Genomic DNA, 17,367 nt, shown 5'->3' on the forward strand with positions numbered 1-17,367 from the left:
ACGGTGAACTCAGCCTGGAGCCTCGGATCGAATCACTCGGTGGGTATCTCACCCCGAACGAACTGTTTTTTGTCCGCAACAACGCCTACAGCATCGAAGTCGACGCCGCCGGCTACCGCCTGGAAGTTGCCGGTGACGCCGTCACGACGCCGCTGTCGCTTTCGTATGCGGACCTGCTGGCGATGCCGGTCCACACGGTCTACGCCTACCTCGAATGCGGCGGCAACCAGCGCGGGTTTTTTGCCTCCACGATGGGGCAGCCGGCGGAAGGGACGCAATGGCAGCGCGGCGGCGTCGGGATGGCGATCTGGGAGGGAGTGGCGCTGCGGGACGTGCTGACGCGCGCCGGCGTGACGGATCAGGCGGCGCACATCCAGATGATCGGGCTGGACACCGAGGCGCCCGAAGGCGGCTTCCGCCGGCCGATGACGTTCGAAAAGGCGATGGACCCGGATACGATCCTGGCGTACCGAATGAACGGGGCGCCGCTTCCGAAGGATCACGGCTTCCCCGTCCGCGCGATCGTCCCGGGATGGGTGGGCAGCAACCAGGTCAAGTGGCTCGGCCGCATCGAGGCGCACACGCAGCCGGTGTGGAGTAAAAACGTGACGACGTCCTACGTCCTCATTGGCGACGCCTACCCGAAAGAGGGCGAGGCGGACGGCAAGATCATCACCGAGCAGTCCATCAAGAGCATCCTCATCCTCCCCTGGCCGGCGACGCTCGCGCCGGGTCGGCAGCTGCTGCGGGGCTACGCCTTCTCCCCACAGGGGCCTGTGGAGACGGTGGAGTGGAACGACGGGGGCGGCTGGAAGCCGGCGCGCCTCATCGATCCGCCGATGCAATACGCCTGGCGACGCTTCGAATTCGAGTGGGAGCCGGCCGCCGGCGCCCACACGTTGCGCACCCGGGCGACCGACGCTGCTGGCAATTCGCAGCCGGAGGAGGTGCCGTTCAACGAAAAGGGGTATCTTTACAACGTTCCTCTGGCGCACCCAATCACGGTGGCGTGAGTCGCATGAAGGAGTATGTCTTGCTTCTGGGGATCGTCCTTTCGGGAATCGGCTGCGCGGACCCTGCCGCCGACGCCCGCGCCCAGCAGGAGAGGGGGCAGGCCGCCTATGCCAGCTACTGTGCCTCCTGCCACGAGATCGAACAGGGTATCGGCCCGCGCCTCAAACGCGAAGTGCTTGCCACGCGGCTCTCGGCCGCCACACTCCTGGCTTACAACCGACGCAACATGCCTTATCAAGCCGGTAATACGCTGCCGTATGAACAGTATGTGGACATCACCGCCTACCTGCTCGTCCGCGGGGGATTTCTGGATTCAAGCCGCGTCTTTACCGAGTCGGACGCGGCCGGCATCTCCCTGGTCCTGGCGCGCGGGGCGCCCTGAAAAGCCGTCAGCCCCTGTTGAGATTCGCGTACTCACACCCCTATCTTACCACCGAACACCTTACAACCTGCATCCCGATATGCGTTACGCGTCACGGCTTACCACGCTACTCCTCCTCTGGGCCGTTGCCTCGAGCGCCCAGGCGCAAAGCTACGTCCTCGAGCGTCTCGACAACTCACCCCGGCAGCAGGAATGGGTGACCGTTCAGGCCGGCGATCGCCAGGTCGATGCCTTCGTCGTGTTTCCTGAGGGCGCTGAAAAGGCGCTCTCCGTGGTGGTGATCCACGAGAACTGGGGATTAAGCGACTGGGTCCGCGGCGTGGCCGACCGGCTCGCCGAGGCAGGATACATCGCCATCGCGCCCGACCTGCTCTCGGGCGCCGGCCCCGACGGCGGCAACACGCAATCCTTTGCCTCGGAGGACGACGTCAGCCTGGGGATCTCCAGGCTCGATCCCGCCGTCGTGACGAACGACCTTGCGGCGGTGACGGCCTATATGCGTGCGATGCCGGCGGCGAACGGCAAAGTGGCGGTCGCTGGCTTCGGCTGGGGCGGCGAGCAGGCCCTACGCTTCGCCACCAACCAATCTGATATAAAGGCCGCGATGGTATTTTATGGCGGCCCGCCAGCGGAAGGCTTCGAGCGCATCCAGGCGCCGGTCTACGGATTCTACGGCGGCGACGACCCCCGCATCAATGCAACGATCCCAACTACGGCGACGGCCATGCGGAATGCCGGCAAGATGTATCAGCCCATGCTTTACCCGGATTCAGGCCATGGCTTCATGCGCGACGGCCAGGACCCTGCCGGCACTGACCCCAATAAACGGGCCTTCGAGCAGGCATGGCAACGCTGGCTGAAGATCCTGGCGGGACTTTGAAAAGGTAAAAGGGAAAAGGAAAAAGGAAAAACAGGTTTTACCTTTTTCCTTTTCCCTTTTACCTTAATCGGACACCCTGTTCAGCCCGAGCGCCCGAATCAGCAGCCGCGGCAGGGGTTTGTCCACGGGGCGTTTACGGAGGTCCAGGTACCAGTTCCACTTTTTCATGATGGGCACCCGGTGGGTCTCGACGAACTCGATGAGGGTGCCGTCGGGGTCCTGGATGTAGCTAAAGTGCCCGCTGGCCTCGCCCATGTCGAACGAGTTCATGCTGTCGACGACGAAGGGGAAGCCGGCGTTTTTGCAGCACTCTTCAAGGGCGGACATGCCGTGAACGTCGAAGCAAAGGTGGATGAAGCCGAGATCGCCCCAGAACCGATCCTTGAAGGCCGGCACGGGGAATCGGTCCAGCACTTTGACGAGTTCGATGTGCGTTGCGCCGAATAGTGGACTGAACCCGCCCCGGCCCTGGTTTTCCTGTGCGAGGAGGATACGGCGCACACGGGTATTCCCTTCGGGACGTGCGCCGGCGAAATCCTCGAACACGCCTTCCGCCTCGTACACGACCCGCGAATAACCCAGCACGCCGCTGTAGAGGGTCCTCGCCTTATCGATATCCGATACCCCGATGATGCAACCGGCCACCCCGCCGGTGAGATGCCGGTTGGCGTGTGAGAACCAGCTGTCGGAGCCGACGATGTCGAACCGATTGCCGAACGGATCGGACACAAAAAAGTGCGGCCGGCCGGCGGGGTCGTTCAGAACCGGTGTCAGGCCGGCGAGCCCTGCGGCGGCGTATTGCCGGTGCGAAGCGGCGATATCGCGGGATTTGACACGGGCGGCAAAGAGGCCGTAGTCGCCCAGGCGGATGGGCTGCGCCGGCGCCGTTGGAGTCCGGCTTGTGAACTGCCAGATCTCCATCCCCCCGCCGCCCTGGAGATTGATCGCCAGCGTCGCATTGCGCGACTGCACGACGCCCCCCGTGAATGCCTGCATGAGGGGCGCATCGGCGGCCTCCTGGAAGACCGGGATGTCCATCCCGAAATGGCTTCGGTACCAGGCCCAGGCGGTAGCCATGTCGCTAATGCCGATACCTACCTGCTGGATGCCATTGATGCGGGCGTTCATGAACGAGAGGGTAGGGAGGTGTACGTCAGCGCGTCGGTTCCACGAGGTCGCCCGGGACGGTATAGACGTAGCCATCGCCCGACGCCGGCTCCAGGTTGAGCTGGTCGCGCAGCAGTTTGAAGGCCTCCAGGGTCCGGTCAACATCCTCGTCCGTATGAGAAGCCGTGGAGGTCATCCGGAACAGGACGACGCCTTTCGGGACCACCGGGTAGCTGACAGCCGACACGAAGATGCCGCATTTAGTGCGCAGCAGATGCATCGCTTCGGTAGCCGTCCGTTCGTCGCCGGCGGGGATATACACCGGCGTGATCGGGGAGGCCGTGGCGCCGACGTTGAAGCCCAGCTCCACCAGGCCATTGCGCAGTTTGTGGGTGATGCGCCACATCTGTTCGCGGAGCGCGTCCCCGTTTTCGACGATGTCCAGCGCGGCCATGACGGACTCGACGTAGATCATCGGGAGGCTCTTGGCGAAGATCTGGGTGCGCGCGTTGTAACGCACGTAGTCGATCACCCGCTCGTCGCCGGCCGTGACGCCGCCAATGGCCGCGAACGACTTGGCGAAGGTGCCGAAGTAGAGGTCGATCTGATCCTGGCACCCGAGCAACTCTCCGACGCCGGCGCCCGTCTTGCCCATGATGCCAAAGCCGTGGGCGTCGTCGACGAAGAGGCGTGCACCGTACTGGTTTTTCAGCGCGCAGATCTCGTCGAGCCGGCCCATGTCGCCCGTCATCCCGAACACGCCTTCCGTGACGACCAGCACGCCGCCCTTGCGGGTCTCGTTGACCTTCTGGAGCTGTTCCTCCAGGCTGTTCATGTCGTTGTGGCGGTAGACCCGGAACGGTTTGCCGCTCGAGGCGACGAGCGCACCGTCCACGATGCAGGCGTGCGAGAGGCTGTCGATGATGATCGAGTCGTTGCCGTCCACGACGGCGTCGATCGTCCCCATCACGCCCATGTAGCCGTAGTTGAAGACGATAGACGCCTCTTTCTGGAGGTAGCGGGCCATGCGGCGCTCGAGTTCGAGGTGCCGCTCGGTGTTGCCGGAAAGCATGCGCGACCCCATGGGCGACCACACGCCGTGCTGGCGGACGGCTTCTTCGGCCGCGCGCTGGATGGTCGGGTCGCCGATGAGGCCGAGGTAGTTGTTGATCGACCAGACGACCACTTCCTGCCCCTTGAATTTCATTCGGGGCGCCGGCGTGCCTTCCAGGATCGGCTGGGTGAAGTACTGGTCCTTCTGCTGGCGGTACTTGCCGAAGTAGCCGCCGTCCGTGTCGCACTTCTCGAACAGGTCCTTCTTTTCGGCCTTCTTCGACGCCGGCGCGGGGGCCGGAGCCGGCGCGCCAGTGAACTGGTACGAGAGCTTATCGGCCAGTTCGGACACGGTGAGGTCGTTCAGTGCCTCGTCCATCGGGACGGTGACCTTCAGGTTGCGCTCGATTTCGAGCTTCAGCTCGACGGTATCTAGCGAATCCAGGCCGAGCACGCTGAGCGACTGGTTCGGGTCGATGCTCGTAAAGGGCATCTTGAGGGCCTTGGCGACCAGTTGCTGGAGGAAAAACGACACCAGCGTCTTGCGCTCCGCGTGCGGCAGGTTGGCGAGCGCGCCGCGGTCCAGAAACGCCTCGGTCATTTCTTCTTCTTCCTCGGCGCGTGTTTCGAGGGCATGCTGCCCGATCACGTCCAGCGTGCCGGCGAGGTAACCGGTCCGGCACGCATGCCGCTGGATCTTGCCGCTGGATGTCTTCGGCAGGCTCATCGGCTTCAGCAGCATGATGGCCTGGACCTGGAGTTCGTGCACTTCCGAGACCGCCTTGCGGATCGCGCGGGCGATTTCCTCGACATTCAGGCCGCGCATGTGGGTTCGTTTCGCCTCGATCGCCACGGCCAGCTTCTCCTGGCCATCGACCGAGATGGAGAATGCGGCGGCGGCGCCGTGTTCGAGGGCGAGGTGGCTGTTTTCGACCGTCTTCTCGATGTCCTGCGGGTAGTGGTTGCGGCCGCGGATGATGATCAGATCCTTGAGACGGCCCGTGACGTAGAGGTGGCCGGCCAGGACGAATCCGAGATCGCCCGTGCGCATGTAGTCCACTCCCGGCGTTTCGGCGAGTGTCGCGTGGAACGTACGCTCGGTCTCCTCGCCGCGATTCCAGTAGCCTTTCGCCATGCTCGGGCCGGAAAGCCAGATCTCGCCGACGGCGCCGTCGGGCCGGCGGACGCCCGTTTCGGGGTCGACGATCTGGATGGTATTCCCCAGCCAGGACTGACCGCAGCTCACGAGGATGCGTTCGTCCTCCACCGTCCCTTTCGCGAGGATCACCTTGTTCTGTTCGAGCGCGGTGCCGCGTACGCGGAGGCGGTGTACCGGCGTTCCGACCGGGTTGGCGCCGACAAACAGGGTGGCTTCCGCCAGACCGTAACACGGCACGAAACTGGTCGCCGAGAAGCCGTGCGGGGTAAACACCTCGGTGAACCGGTCCAGGGTGTCGGAAGCCACCGGCTCGGCTCCGTTGTAGGCCGTCTGGAGCCGACTAAGATCGAGCCCGACGCGGTCTTCCGGTGCGATCTTGCGGGCGCACAGGTCGTAGGCGAAGTTCGGACCTCCTGTGATCGTTGCTCCGTATTTTGAAACAGCCGCGAGCCAGCGTACCGGTTTCTGCAGGAAGGCGACGGGTGCCATGAAGTAGCAGGGGTACCCGAGGTAGAGCGGGTTCAGGATGTTGCCGATGAGCCCCATGTCGTGGTACAACGGCAGCCAGCCGACGACTACGGAGTCCGCGCTGGTGCCGAACGCGGCCTCCATCTGGCCCTCGTTGTGCAGCAGGTTGCCGTGGCTCACCATCACGCCTTTCGGCGTGCCGGTGGAGCCGGAAGTATATTGCAGAAACGCGATCGTGTCCTCGCCGACGCCGGGGTCGGTCCACGCATCGGCCAGTGCAAGGGGGATCGTGTCGGTCGACACCACCGTCATTCCTTTCAGCGCTTCGTCTTCCTCGAAGCGACCCTCGATGTCCCCGATGATGAGATCGTTCGTGAGCGTGATCCGCGCGTCCGCATCGCCGACGATGCCTTCGATCCGGCCCATAGAACGGTTCTTGCGCGGCGGATAGGCCGGCACGGCGATCGCGCCGGCGTACAGGCAGCCAAAAAACGCCGCAATGTAATCGATGCCGGCCGGATACAACAACAGCACCCGCTCCCCCGCCACACCCATGGTCTGCAACTTCGCCGCGATGCTCCGCGCCCGCCGATCGAGTTCGGCGTAGGTGAACCGATCGCCCTCGATCTCGCCGTCGATCAAATAGGTGTACGCAAGTCGTTCAGGCTGATGCAGTGCTCGCCAGCGGAGGATATCAACGAGGCTGGTGGGATTCATGGAGTTGGCGGTTTTGGGGTCGCTCATTGCGTGTGTCCGATCACCTGGAAAGACGTACTCACGGCGGCCGGCACGTGACCGCGCGTGTCGCGGGAGCAAAGCAGGGGAGGTGGGACGGCGCCCTCGGCGCATCTTCCACACCGGGCGCACCGTACGCCGTGGCGCCGATCCCCTTTGGATGGGTACGAACACGGAAACGGCAAGCGGGCAGGAGGTTCAAAAGAATGGACCCTAAAATAGGCCATCATCACCAATAAAGAATGCCGTGCCGCCGGATTGGGCCATTATTAGCGGAAGATTTAAGGTCCGGCACACGGTGTATCTCCTTGAAAATAAACACCCTGCGTGGTGCGAAACCCGAACAACACGTAAAGAAAATGACATCGTTGCTAACTTTTTCGCCGCCGGCGGTATCTAGAAGGTAGTTGGATGTTCGAGATCCCTGAATCCGCATGAGTGCGAACCCGCGGGAATCGCCCGACGAAGTGCTGGTGGTCGCGGCGATCCTAGGCGATCTGAGGGCGTTCGACGAACTGGCCCTTCGGTATCGGCCGGCGGTATTGCGCCTGGTGCCGGCCGACTACGCGGAGGTCCTCCGCCTTCGTTTCCTGGACGATACGCCGCTACGACGTATCGCATCGTTCCTCGACATTCCTGTTTCGACCGTCAAGTGGAGGGTGCACCGCGGCAGAACGCTGCTGAAGGAAGCCCTCGCCCGCCTCGATCCCGAATGACGCCTTTTTGACCGACCTGTATGACCGACCCGATCGATAAACTCGCCAACGTGCTAGCGCAACTCGTCAGTGACGCCGGCTATGCCCTCATCGCCGATCCCAACGCCGCCGTACACGCCCACTGCGTCCGGCAGTATAACCGCCTCCTCAACCGTGTCCGCGCCCTCGAACCCGAGCTTACGGATGGATTTACGCCGCTACCCGACAGCGCCGGCCCGGGAAGTGTCCGCATGCGCGGACGGGACCTGCTCGTGCAACTCAGCACCACCCGTTCGGCCGACTGGCTCAGCGAGTGGTTCGACCGCCTCTTCGCGCCGGGCGAACGCCTGACGTGTGCCTCTTTGTGATTTGCGTTACGCGTAACGTCACCCTCTAACTCATATCCTTTCTAGCTGCCTTATGGAACGCGACCAGGAAATCGTAAAACTCGTCAACGTTCTCCGCCGCACCGCGCGGATGGCGCAGCAGGCGGCGTGGGCCGGCTCGGATGCCGAAAGCATCGCCTATTGCGTCAAACAGTACAACAAGGTGCTCGAGCGGCTCATCGAGATCGACGAGGGTGTCTCCAGTGTGTTCGACCCGCTCGGGGAGGACGCCAACCTCACCGTCGTGGCCATGGCCTGCCGGCAACTGGCCGCCTTCTACGAAGACGAAATTGCGTCGGGCGGCACGAAGTGGGAACGCATCTACGGCGCTGCCTTCGACACCGAGTCATTCAAGGATTTCTGGCGCCAGTCCGCCAAGGACATCGAGGACTTCGGCGAATTCATCCGCGAAAACCTGGACGCCTGGGCGGCCATGCGGAAAAAGAAGGAGTAAGGGTATGCGCGTGTGGGACGAGTTCAGTGCTGAACATACGGCTCACGCAGCTTCACGGGCTCGACTTCCGGCTTCTTGCGGGCTCGCAGGTTGATCAGCTCGACAAAGATGGAAAAGCCCATCGCCGAGTAGATGTAGCCTTTCGGGATGTGGTGATCGAGACCGTCCGAGATCAGGGCGACACCGATCAGGAGCAGGAACGAGAGGGCGAGGATCTTGATCGTGGGCCGGCGTTCGACGAATTCGCTGAGGCTCCGAGCGAAGAACATCATGAACGCCACGGAGATCATGACGGCGATGATCATGATCGATATCTCATCGACCATCCCTACGGCCGTGATGACGGAGTCAAGCGAAAATACGAGGTCGAGCAGCATAATCTGGATAAGCACGCTCCGAAATGACGGCGCGGACGCGGCCGACAAAGCGGTCTCATCCCCTTCGAGTTTCTGATGGATCTCGTGGGTGCTTTTGGCAATGAGGAAGAAGCCGCCGATGATGAGGATGAGATCCCTCCCCGAAATCTCATTCGACATGATGGTGAACCACGGCGCCGTGAGTTGAATCACCCAGGCGATGGAGAACAGCAGCGCGATCCGCGACACCATCGCGAGCCCCAGGCCCAGGAAGCGCGCTTTTTCGCGCTGTGCCTGAGGAAGCTTGCCGGCGAGGATGGAGATAAATACGATATTGTCGATGCCCAACACCAGTTCAAGCGACGTCAGCGTGAGCAGGGCGATCCAGGCATCGGGAGATGAAAACCAATCCATGTAGCCGGTGGGATGAGTTGATGGTGACGTAACGAGGCACCCTGAAAGCGATCGAAAACGCCCGGTTTTGGACCGTAGGGACACGATATATCGTGTCTCGGTCGATTAACGGGGAAACTGGAGGCGAACGACGCGGCCCCCCATGCCGGCAGCCCAGCCGTCGCCGTTGGGGGCGAAGCCGACCGTCCAGTAGTTCAGGCTATCGAGCAACGTCCAGGTGTGGGCCATATCCAGGGTGACGGCGAGGCCACGGGGGCCGGCGGCCACCAGGGTTGGAGTAGACGTACCGGGGGCGAACGCGATGCCGTAGATCGCGCCCGAAAACGGCGGAGCGGTGGCGAGGTTCCACGTTTCGCCTCCATCGGACGTCACCGCGATGTTGTTCTGGCGCGCGTCCGGAGACGCCATGTCTCCGCCCGCGACGACGCCGTGGCGGCCGTCCGAGAAAGCTACCGACGCGAGGCCCGCCGTGGGAGAACTGTGGTCGACGGGGGTCTCGACGATGCGCCAGGTAGCGCCCCTGTCGTCCGAGCGCAAGAAACGCGCTTTTCCGCCGGCGCCCGTGCCTACGACCACCGTCTGGCTCCCGATGGTCTGTACACAGGTGCCGCTGGCGGCGAAGCTACCTTCTCCGGGCAGCGCGGGAGGCAGGTTGCCGGGGGGAATCCGGCTCCATCTCTGCCCGCCGTTTGAGGTGGTGATCAGGTAGAACTGGCCATCAACGGCGTCGCTGAAGGCGATGCCGCTGTCGGCGTCCCAGAAATCCATGCAGTCCAGAAAGCCGGCCGGCTCGGCATTGACGAACTGGAGCGTCCAGTTCTGGCCGGCGTCGTCCGTTTTATAGATGCGCGAGTCGTCGCCGCTGCCGATGCTCAACAGATAGGCCGTGCGGTCGTCGACGCCATGTACATCGCGAAACTGGAGGGAGTCCGCCCCCGGAACGACACCGGTTTGCCAGGTGGCGCCGCCATCCGTCGTTCGAGCATAAAGACCGTCTACGCCACTCAGCCATACGATGTGCTCATCGACCGCGCTGATGCCGATAAAGAGGGCATCGACGCCGCTCACCTGCGGCGACATCTCGGGCAGAACAGGCGGCGGAGAACAGGCGGAGAGGGCTGTAAACAGGACCGCGCACAGCGTCGCGTAGCGTGCAATGCCGGCACGAGGTAGTCCTTTCATGGTGTCAACCGGGCTGGGTGGATCAATCCCGAATATACGTCTCCAGCGATTTTTCTAGCTCACGGCCTGAAATTTTGGCATACAACACCCGGTTGGTGCCGTTGGGTTCGATGCGCAGGTAGACATACCGGCCGGATTGATACACGGCAAACTCGCGCAACGGAGTGGCGGAGATCTCGGTCGTCGGTGTCTCGCCGGCGCCCACCACCACCTCGAACGCCTCGGGGGTGAACCGATACCGATACTGGTTAAACAGGATCGCGAACGGGTTGATGACGGGCTTTAGTTCATGGGCACTGTACCGATACAGCCACGCGATGCCATTGGCATCAAGGGAGCGTCCTTCCAACTCCCCTTTGATGATCATGCCCCGCGTATACGTATCCGGACGGGATAACCAAACAGGGCCCCGATTCCAGTACGGGACGACCATCAGGAAAAACAGCAGAAACGCCAGGAAATACCGCAGGATGTCCTGCTTCGTGGCGCGTGACGGGGCAGGATGCGGTGCTGTCGGCGGCATGGCGCGGGCTCGGGTGGATGAGGATTCCCACCCGGGCAGGCAAGCGTGGTGCCAGCGCGCCGGCGGCTCACCATTCGCTGTCGCGGTTGAATTCCTGCCGGACCCCCGCCTGAAAGGCTTTCCGCGCGGCGACCATTCGTTCCGGGATTTCGTCGGTCGTGTGGCCTAGCGATTCCCGGCCGGCGCCGTCGCGACGCCGATGCCGGAGTCCCCCATGCCATAATACAGGTACCAGATGCCTTCGGACTCGATGAGGCCCTCGACGAAGACGACGTTGGCGATCTGGCCGGACTTCTCGAGTTCATTGGTGACCTGGAGGAAAGGTTCGTCGGATCGAGCGATGAGCTGGGCGGGGTTCTTCGGGTCGAACAGGGCCTGCGCGGCCGCGTACTTGAGGCTGTCGTCGGCGCTGTTGTACAGCAACAGGATGCCGTGTTCGGTGAGCATCGGGGGCGGCCCGGGTTCGACGAGCCGGCTGTCGAACATGCCGGGGCGGGGGCGGATCGCCGGCTCTTCGACCACCGTCCAGTTCAACAGATCGGTCGAATGTGCCGCCCAGATGTTCGTGTCGCCGAAGTACATCCAGTACTTCCCATCGATGGGTTCGGGGAGGATGGCGCCGGACTTGGTCCATCCGCGCTCGGGGAACGTGGGGCCGTGCCGCGTCCAGGTACGGAGGTCCGGCGAGGTGGCGATGCCCATCCGGGCTGTCTCACCGTCGTAGCCGGTGTAGGTGAGGTAGAATGTGCCGTCAATGCGGACGATGCGGGGGTCCTCGGTGCCACCCGGCAGCTCCCACGGATCCGCCGGCCCAAAGATGGGCTCCGGCTCACGGGTGAAGGCGATCCCGTCGGTGCTGGTGGCCAGCCCGATACGCGAGGTCCCGTTCCAGATGCCGATGCCGCTGGAGTCCTCGGCGCGATAGAGGAGATGGATCGTCTCGCCGTCGCTCCACGCGGCGGGGTTGAACAGGTCCTTCGCCTCCCACGTGGCGCCCTGCGGCATGAGGATCGGGTTGCCGGCGTATTTCTCGAACGGCCCGATCATCCATGCATCCGGGTCGGCCGCCGGCGGTGCGCCGCAGCCGGCGAGGAGGATGGTTACTAGCAGTAATCGAATCATCACGTTTGTCCGTTTTTACGTTATCCCGCATGGACACGATACCTCGTGTCCAAGTGTTCATCCCACCAACACGTCCACTTTAGCCTCCAGGCGGATGAGCAACGCCAGGTACCAGGCGAGGGCATTTTCGGTCTGGTGGGCGAGGGGTTCAACGCCCCAGATCACCGTCAGCGTCCGCAAGGTGCCGGCGTGCGTCTTTGTGCGCTGGGCGTCCTTCACCGGGTTGGCGCAGGGGCCGGCACCGTCGTGCAGGCACAGCAGCCCCTCGACATCGATTGCCTGGCCGGAGACGTTAAACACATACGCCTGTCCGGCCTCACCCGGCGCGATCCGCAACGGCAGCGTAGCCCGTCCCAGATCGATCACGCTGATCGGCAACCCGCTGTGCAGCGACACGGCGTTGCAGGCATCGACGGCGAGGTTAATGGGCAGCAACGGTCCTTCCTCGGCGGCTTTGACGAGGTACTCGGACGCCGGCTTGCCGCGCCCCGTGGGTTTGTAGCCGCGATGGCGGAGCAGGTCGCGCACGGCGCCACGCACAGCCTCCGATCGCTGGATCGGGGCGGGAGCGTCCAGTCGCATCAAGTCGGCCAGCCAGCCGGCCGGCGGGAGTTCTCCGAGCGGCGCCGGCCAGTCGGCGATGAAGACAGCCGGCTGAAGATCGGGGTAGGGTTCAATGGTGAGCATGGCCCGTGCGACAAATCCAGAATTCCAGCGCATGATAGCGGATCCCAATCAGAGTTGCACGGACTCCGGCAAATGGAACCTCATCATGCCCCGCCCGTACCCGCTTTTCACGCAACTGTCTTTCACGCCGATGCGCCGCTTCGCTTCCTGGCCGGCTCTCCTGTATGCCGCTACCCTGCTCGCCGCCGGCGTCCTGCCGTCGGTGCTGCATGCGTGCCGGATGATGGAGGTAAACGAGCCCCTTGCGATGGCCGCGTCCCAGCCGCCCTGCCACGGCGCAACCGTGGTTTCGGATTCGGTAGATGTGCCAGTAGACACATCCGCTTTTGTACCCGTTGAATCCGGGCTAGCACTGGCCTGTTGCGCGTGGCGCGTCGCGCCGGCGCCAGTCGTCGTAGCAAATCAGCTCCCCGAGCCCCATGTCGCGGCGATTGCGTACGAGCCGGCGGCCTCCCTCTCCCATCCCACTACCGCTCTCCCTTCCCGCCTCACGGACCCGCCCGATCCCACCGGGCCGGCCCGCCATCTGAGATACTCGCAACTCCTAATCTGAAGACTGGGGCCACCGAATAGGCTGTTGCTTGCGTATCTGGATTGGTTAACTGTTGGTCATCCTGAGCTTGTCGAAGGACCTCCCGAATCACCGTGGAGAGGATGAAGCAAGGGCCGCAAGGGCCGTCCGACTCGCCCGAGTTATACATCCCGGGCAGCTCACTTCGGCGTCGTTCAGCGTGACATCCCCTCCAGGGCGCGTCTTGGTACTACCTCATCTCAGGCTCAGGTTTTTCCCCATGCCCATACCTTTCCTCCACACGCCGGCCGGCTTTGTCGCGCTGGTTGTTCTGGCCGCCGGCTGCGCCAGCGTGCCCCGCGACGCGGGTTTTTCCAGCGTCGAGGCGCAGGTGGCGGACCGCGCCGGCCTCGCCGTCATCGACCGTCCCGAAGAGGCGCTCCTCGCCGAACGCACCGTGGCGCTGCTTGCCGACGGCCTCGTGGCCGACGAGGCCGTCCAACTCGCCCTGCTCGCCAGCCCTGGCCTTCAGGCCGAGTTCGCGTCTCTAGGCATCGCCCGGGCGGACCTGCTCCAGGCCGGCCTGCTCTCGAATCCGGTCGTCGAAGCACACATCGGCTACCCGCTCGAAGACGACCACGCGCCCGACCTCGGCTTTGGGCTGTCGATGGATGTATTGGATCTGCTCTACCGCCCCCTCCGTCGCGCCGTGGCCGCGTCGGCGCTCGATGCGGAGCAGCTTCGGGTCGCCGGCGCCGCGCTTGCACTGGCCAGCCGCGTCCGTGTCGCCTACTACGACCTCCAGGCCGCCGAGGCGCACGCGGTCCTCCGCCGGCAGGTCGCCCTGGCCTCCGACGCCGCGCTAGAGGTGGCGGTGCGCCTTCGCGAAGCCGGCAACATCCGGGAAGTGGATCTGCATGCCGAGCAGCTCGCCCGCGAACAGGCGCTGACGGCCCTTGACGCGGCGGAGTCCGGCCGGCTGATCCGTCGCGAACGGCTTCAGGTGTTGCTGGGCGTCGACCCCGAAGAGTGGTCGGTCGACGACCGCCTGCCCGACCCCGATCCGCTACCGACGGACTCGGCGGCTTTCACCGAGGCGGTGCTCACTGCGAGCCTTACGCTCGCGGCCGGCCGGCAGGAGATCGAAACCCTGGGTCGCCAGCTCCGGGCCACGAACGCCTCGGCCCTGGTGCCGGCGCTGTCGGTGGGCGCCGAGGCGGTCCGCGAAGGCGGTTGGGAGGCCGGCCCGGTCGTGGCGCTGCCGGTGCCGGTGTTCGACCGCGGCCAGGCCCGCAAGGCGATGGCCGCGGCGCATCTGCGCCGGCGTCAGGCCCGGTACCTGGAGCAGGCCGCGCAGGTCCGCGCCGAGGCCCGCATCGCCCGCGAAGCCCTCCGCCTCGCCCACGAAACGGCGTCGCGGTACCGCGAGATCATCCTACCCATCGCCGGCCAGGTCACGGCCGAGACCCAGCAGCTTTACAACGCCATGCAAGTCGGCGTTTTCCAGCTGCTCGATGCCCGCCGGCAGGAGATCGAGGCCGGCACGGCCTACCTGGACGCGCTCCACGCCTACCATCTCGCCAGCACTCGCTACAACCTTCTCCTGCAGGGCGGCGCGTCCGAGGCCGGCGCGTCAACATCCCCATCCACCGTTCCTGTTCTCCCCGTCACCCGAATCCACTGACACCCCATGTCCATCTCCCGACGCGAAATGCTTCTCGCTGGCGCGGCTGCCCTGGGTAGCGCGCTCGTAGTGCCCACCGCCGGCGCCGCACCCTCCCGGCCCGGGCTTCCCGGCGCCGATTATACCCCTGTCGTGACCCCCAACGGCGCCTCGTTGCCGTGGCGGATCGTCGACGGCGTAAAGGTCTTCCACCTCGTGGCCGAGGAGGTCTGGCACGAGTTCGCGCCGGGCCTCTCTGCCACCTGTTGGGGCTACAACGGCCGCGTGCACGGTCCCACGATCGAGGCCGTCGAGGGGGATCGGATCCGGATCTACGTCACCAACCGCCTGCCGGCGGCGACGTCCGTGCACTGGCACGGGGTGTTGCTCCCGAACGGGATGGATGGGGTGGCCGGCCTCAACCAACGCGCGATCGCGCCGGGTGAGACGTTTATGTACGAGTACGATGTCCGCCAGCACGGCACGTTTATGTACCACTCCCACCACGACGAGATGGTGCAGATGGGGATGGGGTTGATGGGGATGATGGTGTTTCATCCACGCCGGCTGGCGCCGCGCGTGGACCGCGACTACGTCCTCCTCCTCAGCCAGTGGCGGGTGGATGTGGGGACATCGCGGCCGGACCCGAACGAAATGATCGACTTCAACATCCTCACCCTCAACGCGCGCTCCTTTCCAGGGACCGACGCCCTGCTCGCCCGCCGGGGCGAAAAAGTGCGAATCCGGATCGGCAACCTGAGTGCGATGCACCACCACCCGATCCACTTCCACGGTCACTTCCTCACCGTCACCGCCACCGATGGCGGTCCGATTCCGGCCTCGGCGCAGTTTCCCGAAACCACCGTGTTAGTGCCCGTCGGGACGACGCGAGACGTCGAGTTCGTGGCGGACAACCCCGGCGACTGGGCGCTGCACTGCCACATGACGCACCACGTGATGAACCAGATGGGCCACGGCCTGCCGAACCTGATCGGGGCTAACGTCGATGGGTTGAATCAGGCGGTGCGCCCGCTGCTGCCGGGCTACATGACGATGGGCGATACCGGCATGGCCGATCACGGCGAGCACCTCGAACACGGCCACATGCCGGCTCCGGCGAACAGCATCGCCATGCGCGGCGCCCCGGGGCCGTTCGGGTATGTAGCGATGGGGGGGATGTTTACCCTGGTGAAGATCCGGGAGGAGTTGCCGCCCGACGGCGCAGACCCCGGCTGGTACGACCACCCCGCCGGCACCGTCGCCGCGCCGGCGGACGAGGCGGCGATGCGGCGAGATGGGGTTGAGGTGTAGCCTACCTGATTCGCGGCGTAGCCTGCCACATGTCCAGGTTCGGCCCCATGGCCTCCTTGAGGGCGGTCGAGACGTCGTCGAGCGCGCCGGCGATGTCGGGCGACAGCACCAGCTCGGCGGCGCGGACGTTGCGGCGCACCTGCCCGGCATTGCGGCCTCCGACGACGACGGATGCCACACCGGGTTGACTCAGCAGCCAGGCCAGCGCGAGGTCGGCCATGGGCTCGCCGGCTCCCTCGGCAATGGTCCGGATGTCCTGGATGGTGTTAAACAGCAGGTCCTCGAAGCCGCGCTGGCCGTGGCGCACCTGTGCCCAGCGACCCGTCGAAAAGTGGCGCGTCCTGGCCCGGTCTTCCGGTACTTCCGACGGCTGATTGAACTTGCCGGTGAGGAGTCCATGCAGGAGGGGGGAGTAACAGAGGATGGACACGCCGGCGTCCAGGCAGGCCGGCTGGATGGCGTACTCGGCGGCCCGGAATAGGAGGCTATAGGCGACCTGGTTGCTCGCCGGCGTGAAGCCGGCGCGGAGCGCGTCCCGCAGGTCCAGCGGCCCAAAGTTCGACACGCCGTACTCCCGGATCTTGCCCTCCTGCTTGAGCGCTTCGAGCGTACGTATGGGGATTTCGATGGGCATCTCCCAGTTGGGCCAGTGGAGCTGGTAGAGGTCGATCCATGTCGTGCCGAGGTTCGTGAGGCTTCGCTCGCAGGCGGCGCGGAGGTCAGTCTCGGCGAAGTTCGCCGGCACAACCTTGGACGCGATCACGAGCTGATCCCGCACATCGCCCAGCGCCTCGCCGATCAGCTGTTCGGAGTACCCGTTGCCGTACATCTCGGCGGTGTCGATGGTCGTCATGCCGGCGTCGTACGCCGCGCGCAGCGCCGCCAGTGAGTCGGCCTTCTCCTGATGGCCCCAGTTGAGGCCGCCCACGATGCCCCAGGCGCCAAAGCTGAGGGCGGAAACGGAAAGGGAGGTGGCGCCGAGGGTGCGGTGTTGCATGGTTTACAGGGTTGTTGTCATAGTTTTTTTTTGTCATCTCGACAGGAATCGCCACGTCGGAGGCGATGTAGCGGAGAGACTTTTTTAGTGTCATCTCGACCGGAATCGCCACGTCAGTGGCGATGCAGCGGAGAGACCTCCTTCAGGATGGCTTACGCTCGGCTCAAGGAGGCCCCTCGGCTTCGCTAGGGGTGACAATAGGGATTACATCTCCGCCGAATACACCCTTCCCATCCCATCCCGCGCCTCGACGCGGATCGACCGCGCC

Annotated in this window: 17 protein-coding genes; 9 read left to right on the top strand and 8 right to left on the bottom strand. The window is 64.5% G+C overall.

Translation table 11 applies throughout. From position 1 onward, the window contains the following. From SH809_19810 to SH809_19820, 3 genes are all read left to right on the top strand, one after another. The coding region (locus tag SH809_19810; GenBank protein ID MDZ4701966.1) for a sulfite oxidase at positions 1-1,013 on the top strand (1,013 nt) is incomplete at its 5' end. 5 nt (positions 1,014-1,018) lie between these two features. Beyond that, a complete protein-coding gene (locus tag SH809_19815; GenBank protein ID MDZ4701967.1) occupies positions 1,019-1,396 on the top strand; it encodes a cytochrome c in 378 nt (125 codons plus the stop codon). A gap of 79 nt (positions 1,397-1,475) precedes the next feature. Then, complete coding sequence (locus SH809_19820) at positions 1,476-2,276, top strand: dienelactone hydrolase family protein (GenBank protein ID MDZ4701968.1); 801 nt, start codon at positions 1,476-1,478, stop codon at positions 2,274-2,276. Positions 2,277-2,339: 63 nt separating this feature from the next. Here the strand turns inward: SH809_19820 and SH809_19825 are convergent, their stop codons facing one another. Then, on the bottom strand, positions 2,340-3,404 hold the full coding sequence (locus tag SH809_19825) for a hypothetical protein (GenBank protein ID MDZ4701969.1): 1,065 nt from the start codon (positions 3,402-3,404) through the stop codon (positions 2,340-2,342). A 25-nt stretch (positions 3,405-3,429) separates the two neighbouring features. Continuing rightward, complete coding sequence (locus SH809_19830; protein MDZ4701970.1) at positions 3,430-6,780, bottom strand: aminotransferase class I/II-fold pyridoxal phosphate-dependent enzyme; 3,351 nt, start codon at positions 6,778-6,780, stop codon at positions 3,430-3,432. 452 nt (positions 6,781-7,232) lie between these two features. Between SH809_19830 and SH809_19835 the strand changes: the two genes are divergently transcribed. The 3 genes from SH809_19835 to SH809_19845 are packed head-to-tail and all read left to right on the top strand — an operon-like array spanning position 7,233 to position 8,333. Continuing rightward, positions 7,233-7,514 carry a sigma factor-like helix-turn-helix DNA-binding protein gene (locus SH809_19835; protein ID MDZ4701971.1) on the top strand — a complete coding sequence of 94 codons (282 nt, stop codon included), beginning with the start codon at positions 7,233-7,235 and terminating at the stop codon, positions 7,512-7,514. Between the two features lie 20 nt (positions 7,515-7,534). Then, positions 7,535-7,861, top strand: coding sequence for a hypothetical protein (locus SH809_19840; GenBank protein MDZ4701972.1), 327 nt, complete (start codon positions 7,535-7,537; stop codon positions 7,859-7,861). A 52-nt stretch (positions 7,862-7,913) separates the two neighbouring features. Beyond that, positions 7,914-8,333, top strand: coding sequence for a hypothetical protein (locus SH809_19845; protein MDZ4701973.1), 420 nt, complete (start codon positions 7,914-7,916; stop codon positions 8,331-8,333). Between the two features lie 23 nt (positions 8,334-8,356). Here the strand turns inward: SH809_19845 and SH809_19850 are convergent, their stop codons facing one another. From SH809_19850 to SH809_19870, 5 genes are all read right to left on the bottom strand, one after another. Further along, a complete protein-coding gene (locus tag SH809_19850) occupies positions 8,357-9,103 on the bottom strand; it encodes a TerC family protein (GenBank protein MDZ4701974.1) in 747 nt (248 codons plus the stop codon). A gap of 105 nt (positions 9,104-9,208) precedes the next feature. Further along, positions 9,209-10,285, bottom strand: a complete 1,077-nt coding sequence (locus SH809_19855) for a hypothetical protein (GenBank protein MDZ4701975.1) — start codon at positions 10,283-10,285, stop codon at positions 9,209-9,211. A gap of 22 nt (positions 10,286-10,307) precedes the next feature. Continuing rightward, positions 10,308-10,808 carry a hypothetical protein gene (locus SH809_19860; GenBank protein MDZ4701976.1) on the bottom strand — a complete coding sequence of 167 codons (501 nt, stop codon included), beginning with the start codon at positions 10,806-10,808 and terminating at the stop codon, positions 10,308-10,310. A gap of 165 nt (positions 10,809-10,973) precedes the next feature. Further along, positions 10,974-11,930: a glycoside hydrolase family 130 protein gene (locus tag SH809_19865; protein ID MDZ4701977.1), complete on the bottom strand. Its 957-nt coding sequence runs from the start codon at positions 11,928-11,930 to the stop codon at positions 10,974-10,976. A gap of 57 nt (positions 11,931-11,987) precedes the next feature. Then, positions 11,988-12,650, bottom strand: coding sequence for a hypothetical protein (locus tag SH809_19870; protein ID MDZ4701978.1), 663 nt, complete (start codon positions 12,648-12,650; stop codon positions 11,988-11,990). A gap of 97 nt (positions 12,651-12,747) precedes the next feature. On the opposite strand from SH809_19870, the gene SH809_19875 reads away from it, so the two are divergent. The 3 genes from SH809_19875 to SH809_19885 all read left to right on the top strand — a co-directional run bounded on the left by SH809_19875 (position 12,748) and on the right by SH809_19885 (position 16,102). Continuing rightward, positions 12,748-13,170 (top strand): hypothetical protein, encoded by a 423-nt coding sequence (locus SH809_19875; GenBank protein MDZ4701979.1) that lies wholly within the window; start codon positions 12,748-12,750, stop codon positions 13,168-13,170. Positions 13,171-13,408: 238 nt separating this feature from the next. Beyond that, positions 13,409-14,812, top strand: coding sequence for a TolC family protein (locus tag SH809_19880; protein MDZ4701980.1), 1,404 nt, complete (start codon positions 13,409-13,411; stop codon positions 14,810-14,812). Between the two features lie 6 nt (positions 14,813-14,818). Next, entirely contained in the window at positions 14,819-16,102 is a 1,284-nt protein-coding gene (locus SH809_19885) for a copper oxidase (protein ID MDZ4701981.1), read from the top strand. Between the two features lies 1 nt (position 16,103). Here the strand turns inward: SH809_19885 and SH809_19890 are convergent, their stop codons facing one another. After that, a complete protein-coding gene (locus SH809_19890; GenBank protein MDZ4701982.1) occupies positions 16,104-17,099 on the bottom strand; it encodes an aldo/keto reductase in 996 nt (331 codons plus the stop codon). Positions 17,100-17,367: the final 268 nt, after the last annotated feature.

It is taken from the genome of Rhodothermales bacterium, from assembly GCA_034439735.1.
In the GTDB taxonomy this organism is placed as follows: Bacteria; Bacteroidota; Rhodothermia; order Rhodothermales; family JAHQVL01; genus JAWKNW01.

What these genes read in the sequence shown, in the direction of transcription:
- SH809_19815 (MDZ4701967.1), top strand. Translation starts at nt 1,019, where the DNA reads ATGAAGGAGTATGTCTTGCTTCTGGGGATCGTCCTTTCGGGAATCGGC.
- SH809_19820 (MDZ4701968.1), top strand. Translation starts at nt 1,476, where the DNA reads ATGCGTTACGCGTCACGGCTTACCACGCTACTCCTCCTCTGGGCCGTT.
- SH809_19825 (MDZ4701969.1), bottom strand. Translation starts at nt 3,404, where the DNA reads ATGAACGCCCGCATCAATGGCATCCAGCAGGTAGGTATCGGCATTAGC.
- SH809_19830 (MDZ4701970.1), bottom strand. Translation starts at nt 6,780, where the DNA reads ATGAATCCCACCAGCCTCGTTGATATCCTCCGCTGGCGAGCACTGCAT.
- SH809_19835 (MDZ4701971.1), top strand. Translation starts at nt 7,233, where the DNA reads ATGAGTGCGAACCCGCGGGAATCGCCCGACGAAGTGCTGGTGGTCGCG.
- SH809_19840 (MDZ4701972.1), top strand. Translation starts at nt 7,535, where the DNA reads ATGACCGACCCGATCGATAAACTCGCCAACGTGCTAGCGCAACTCGTC.
- SH809_19845 (MDZ4701973.1), top strand. Translation starts at nt 7,914, where the DNA reads ATGGAACGCGACCAGGAAATCGTAAAACTCGTCAACGTTCTCCGCCGC.
- SH809_19850 (MDZ4701974.1), bottom strand. Translation starts at nt 9,103, where the DNA reads ATGGATTGGTTTTCATCTCCCGATGCCTGGATCGCCCTGCTCACGCTG.
- SH809_19855 (MDZ4701975.1), bottom strand. Translation starts at nt 10,285, where the DNA reads ATGAAAGGACTACCTCGTGCCGGCATTGCACGCTACGCGACGCTGTGC.
- SH809_19860 (MDZ4701976.1), bottom strand. Translation starts at nt 10,808, where the DNA reads ATGCCGCCGACAGCACCGCATCCTGCCCCGTCACGCGCCACGAAGCAG.
- SH809_19865 (MDZ4701977.1), bottom strand. Translation starts at nt 11,930, where the DNA reads ATGATTCGATTACTGCTAGTAACCATCCTCCTCGCCGGCTGCGGCGCA.
- SH809_19870 (MDZ4701978.1), bottom strand. Translation starts at nt 12,650, where the DNA reads ATGCGCTGGAATTCTGGATTTGTCGCACGGGCCATGCTCACCATTGAA.
- SH809_19875 (MDZ4701979.1), top strand. Translation starts at nt 12,748, where the DNA reads ATGCGCCGCTTCGCTTCCTGGCCGGCTCTCCTGTATGCCGCTACCCTG.
- SH809_19880 (MDZ4701980.1), top strand. Translation starts at nt 13,409, where the DNA reads ATGCCCATACCTTTCCTCCACACGCCGGCCGGCTTTGTCGCGCTGGTT.
- SH809_19885 (MDZ4701981.1), top strand. Translation starts at nt 14,819, where the DNA reads ATGTCCATCTCCCGACGCGAAATGCTTCTCGCTGGCGCGGCTGCCCTG.
- SH809_19890 (MDZ4701982.1), bottom strand. Translation starts at nt 17,099, where the DNA reads ATGCAACACCGCACCCTCGGCGCCACCTCCCTTTCCGTTTCCGCCCTC.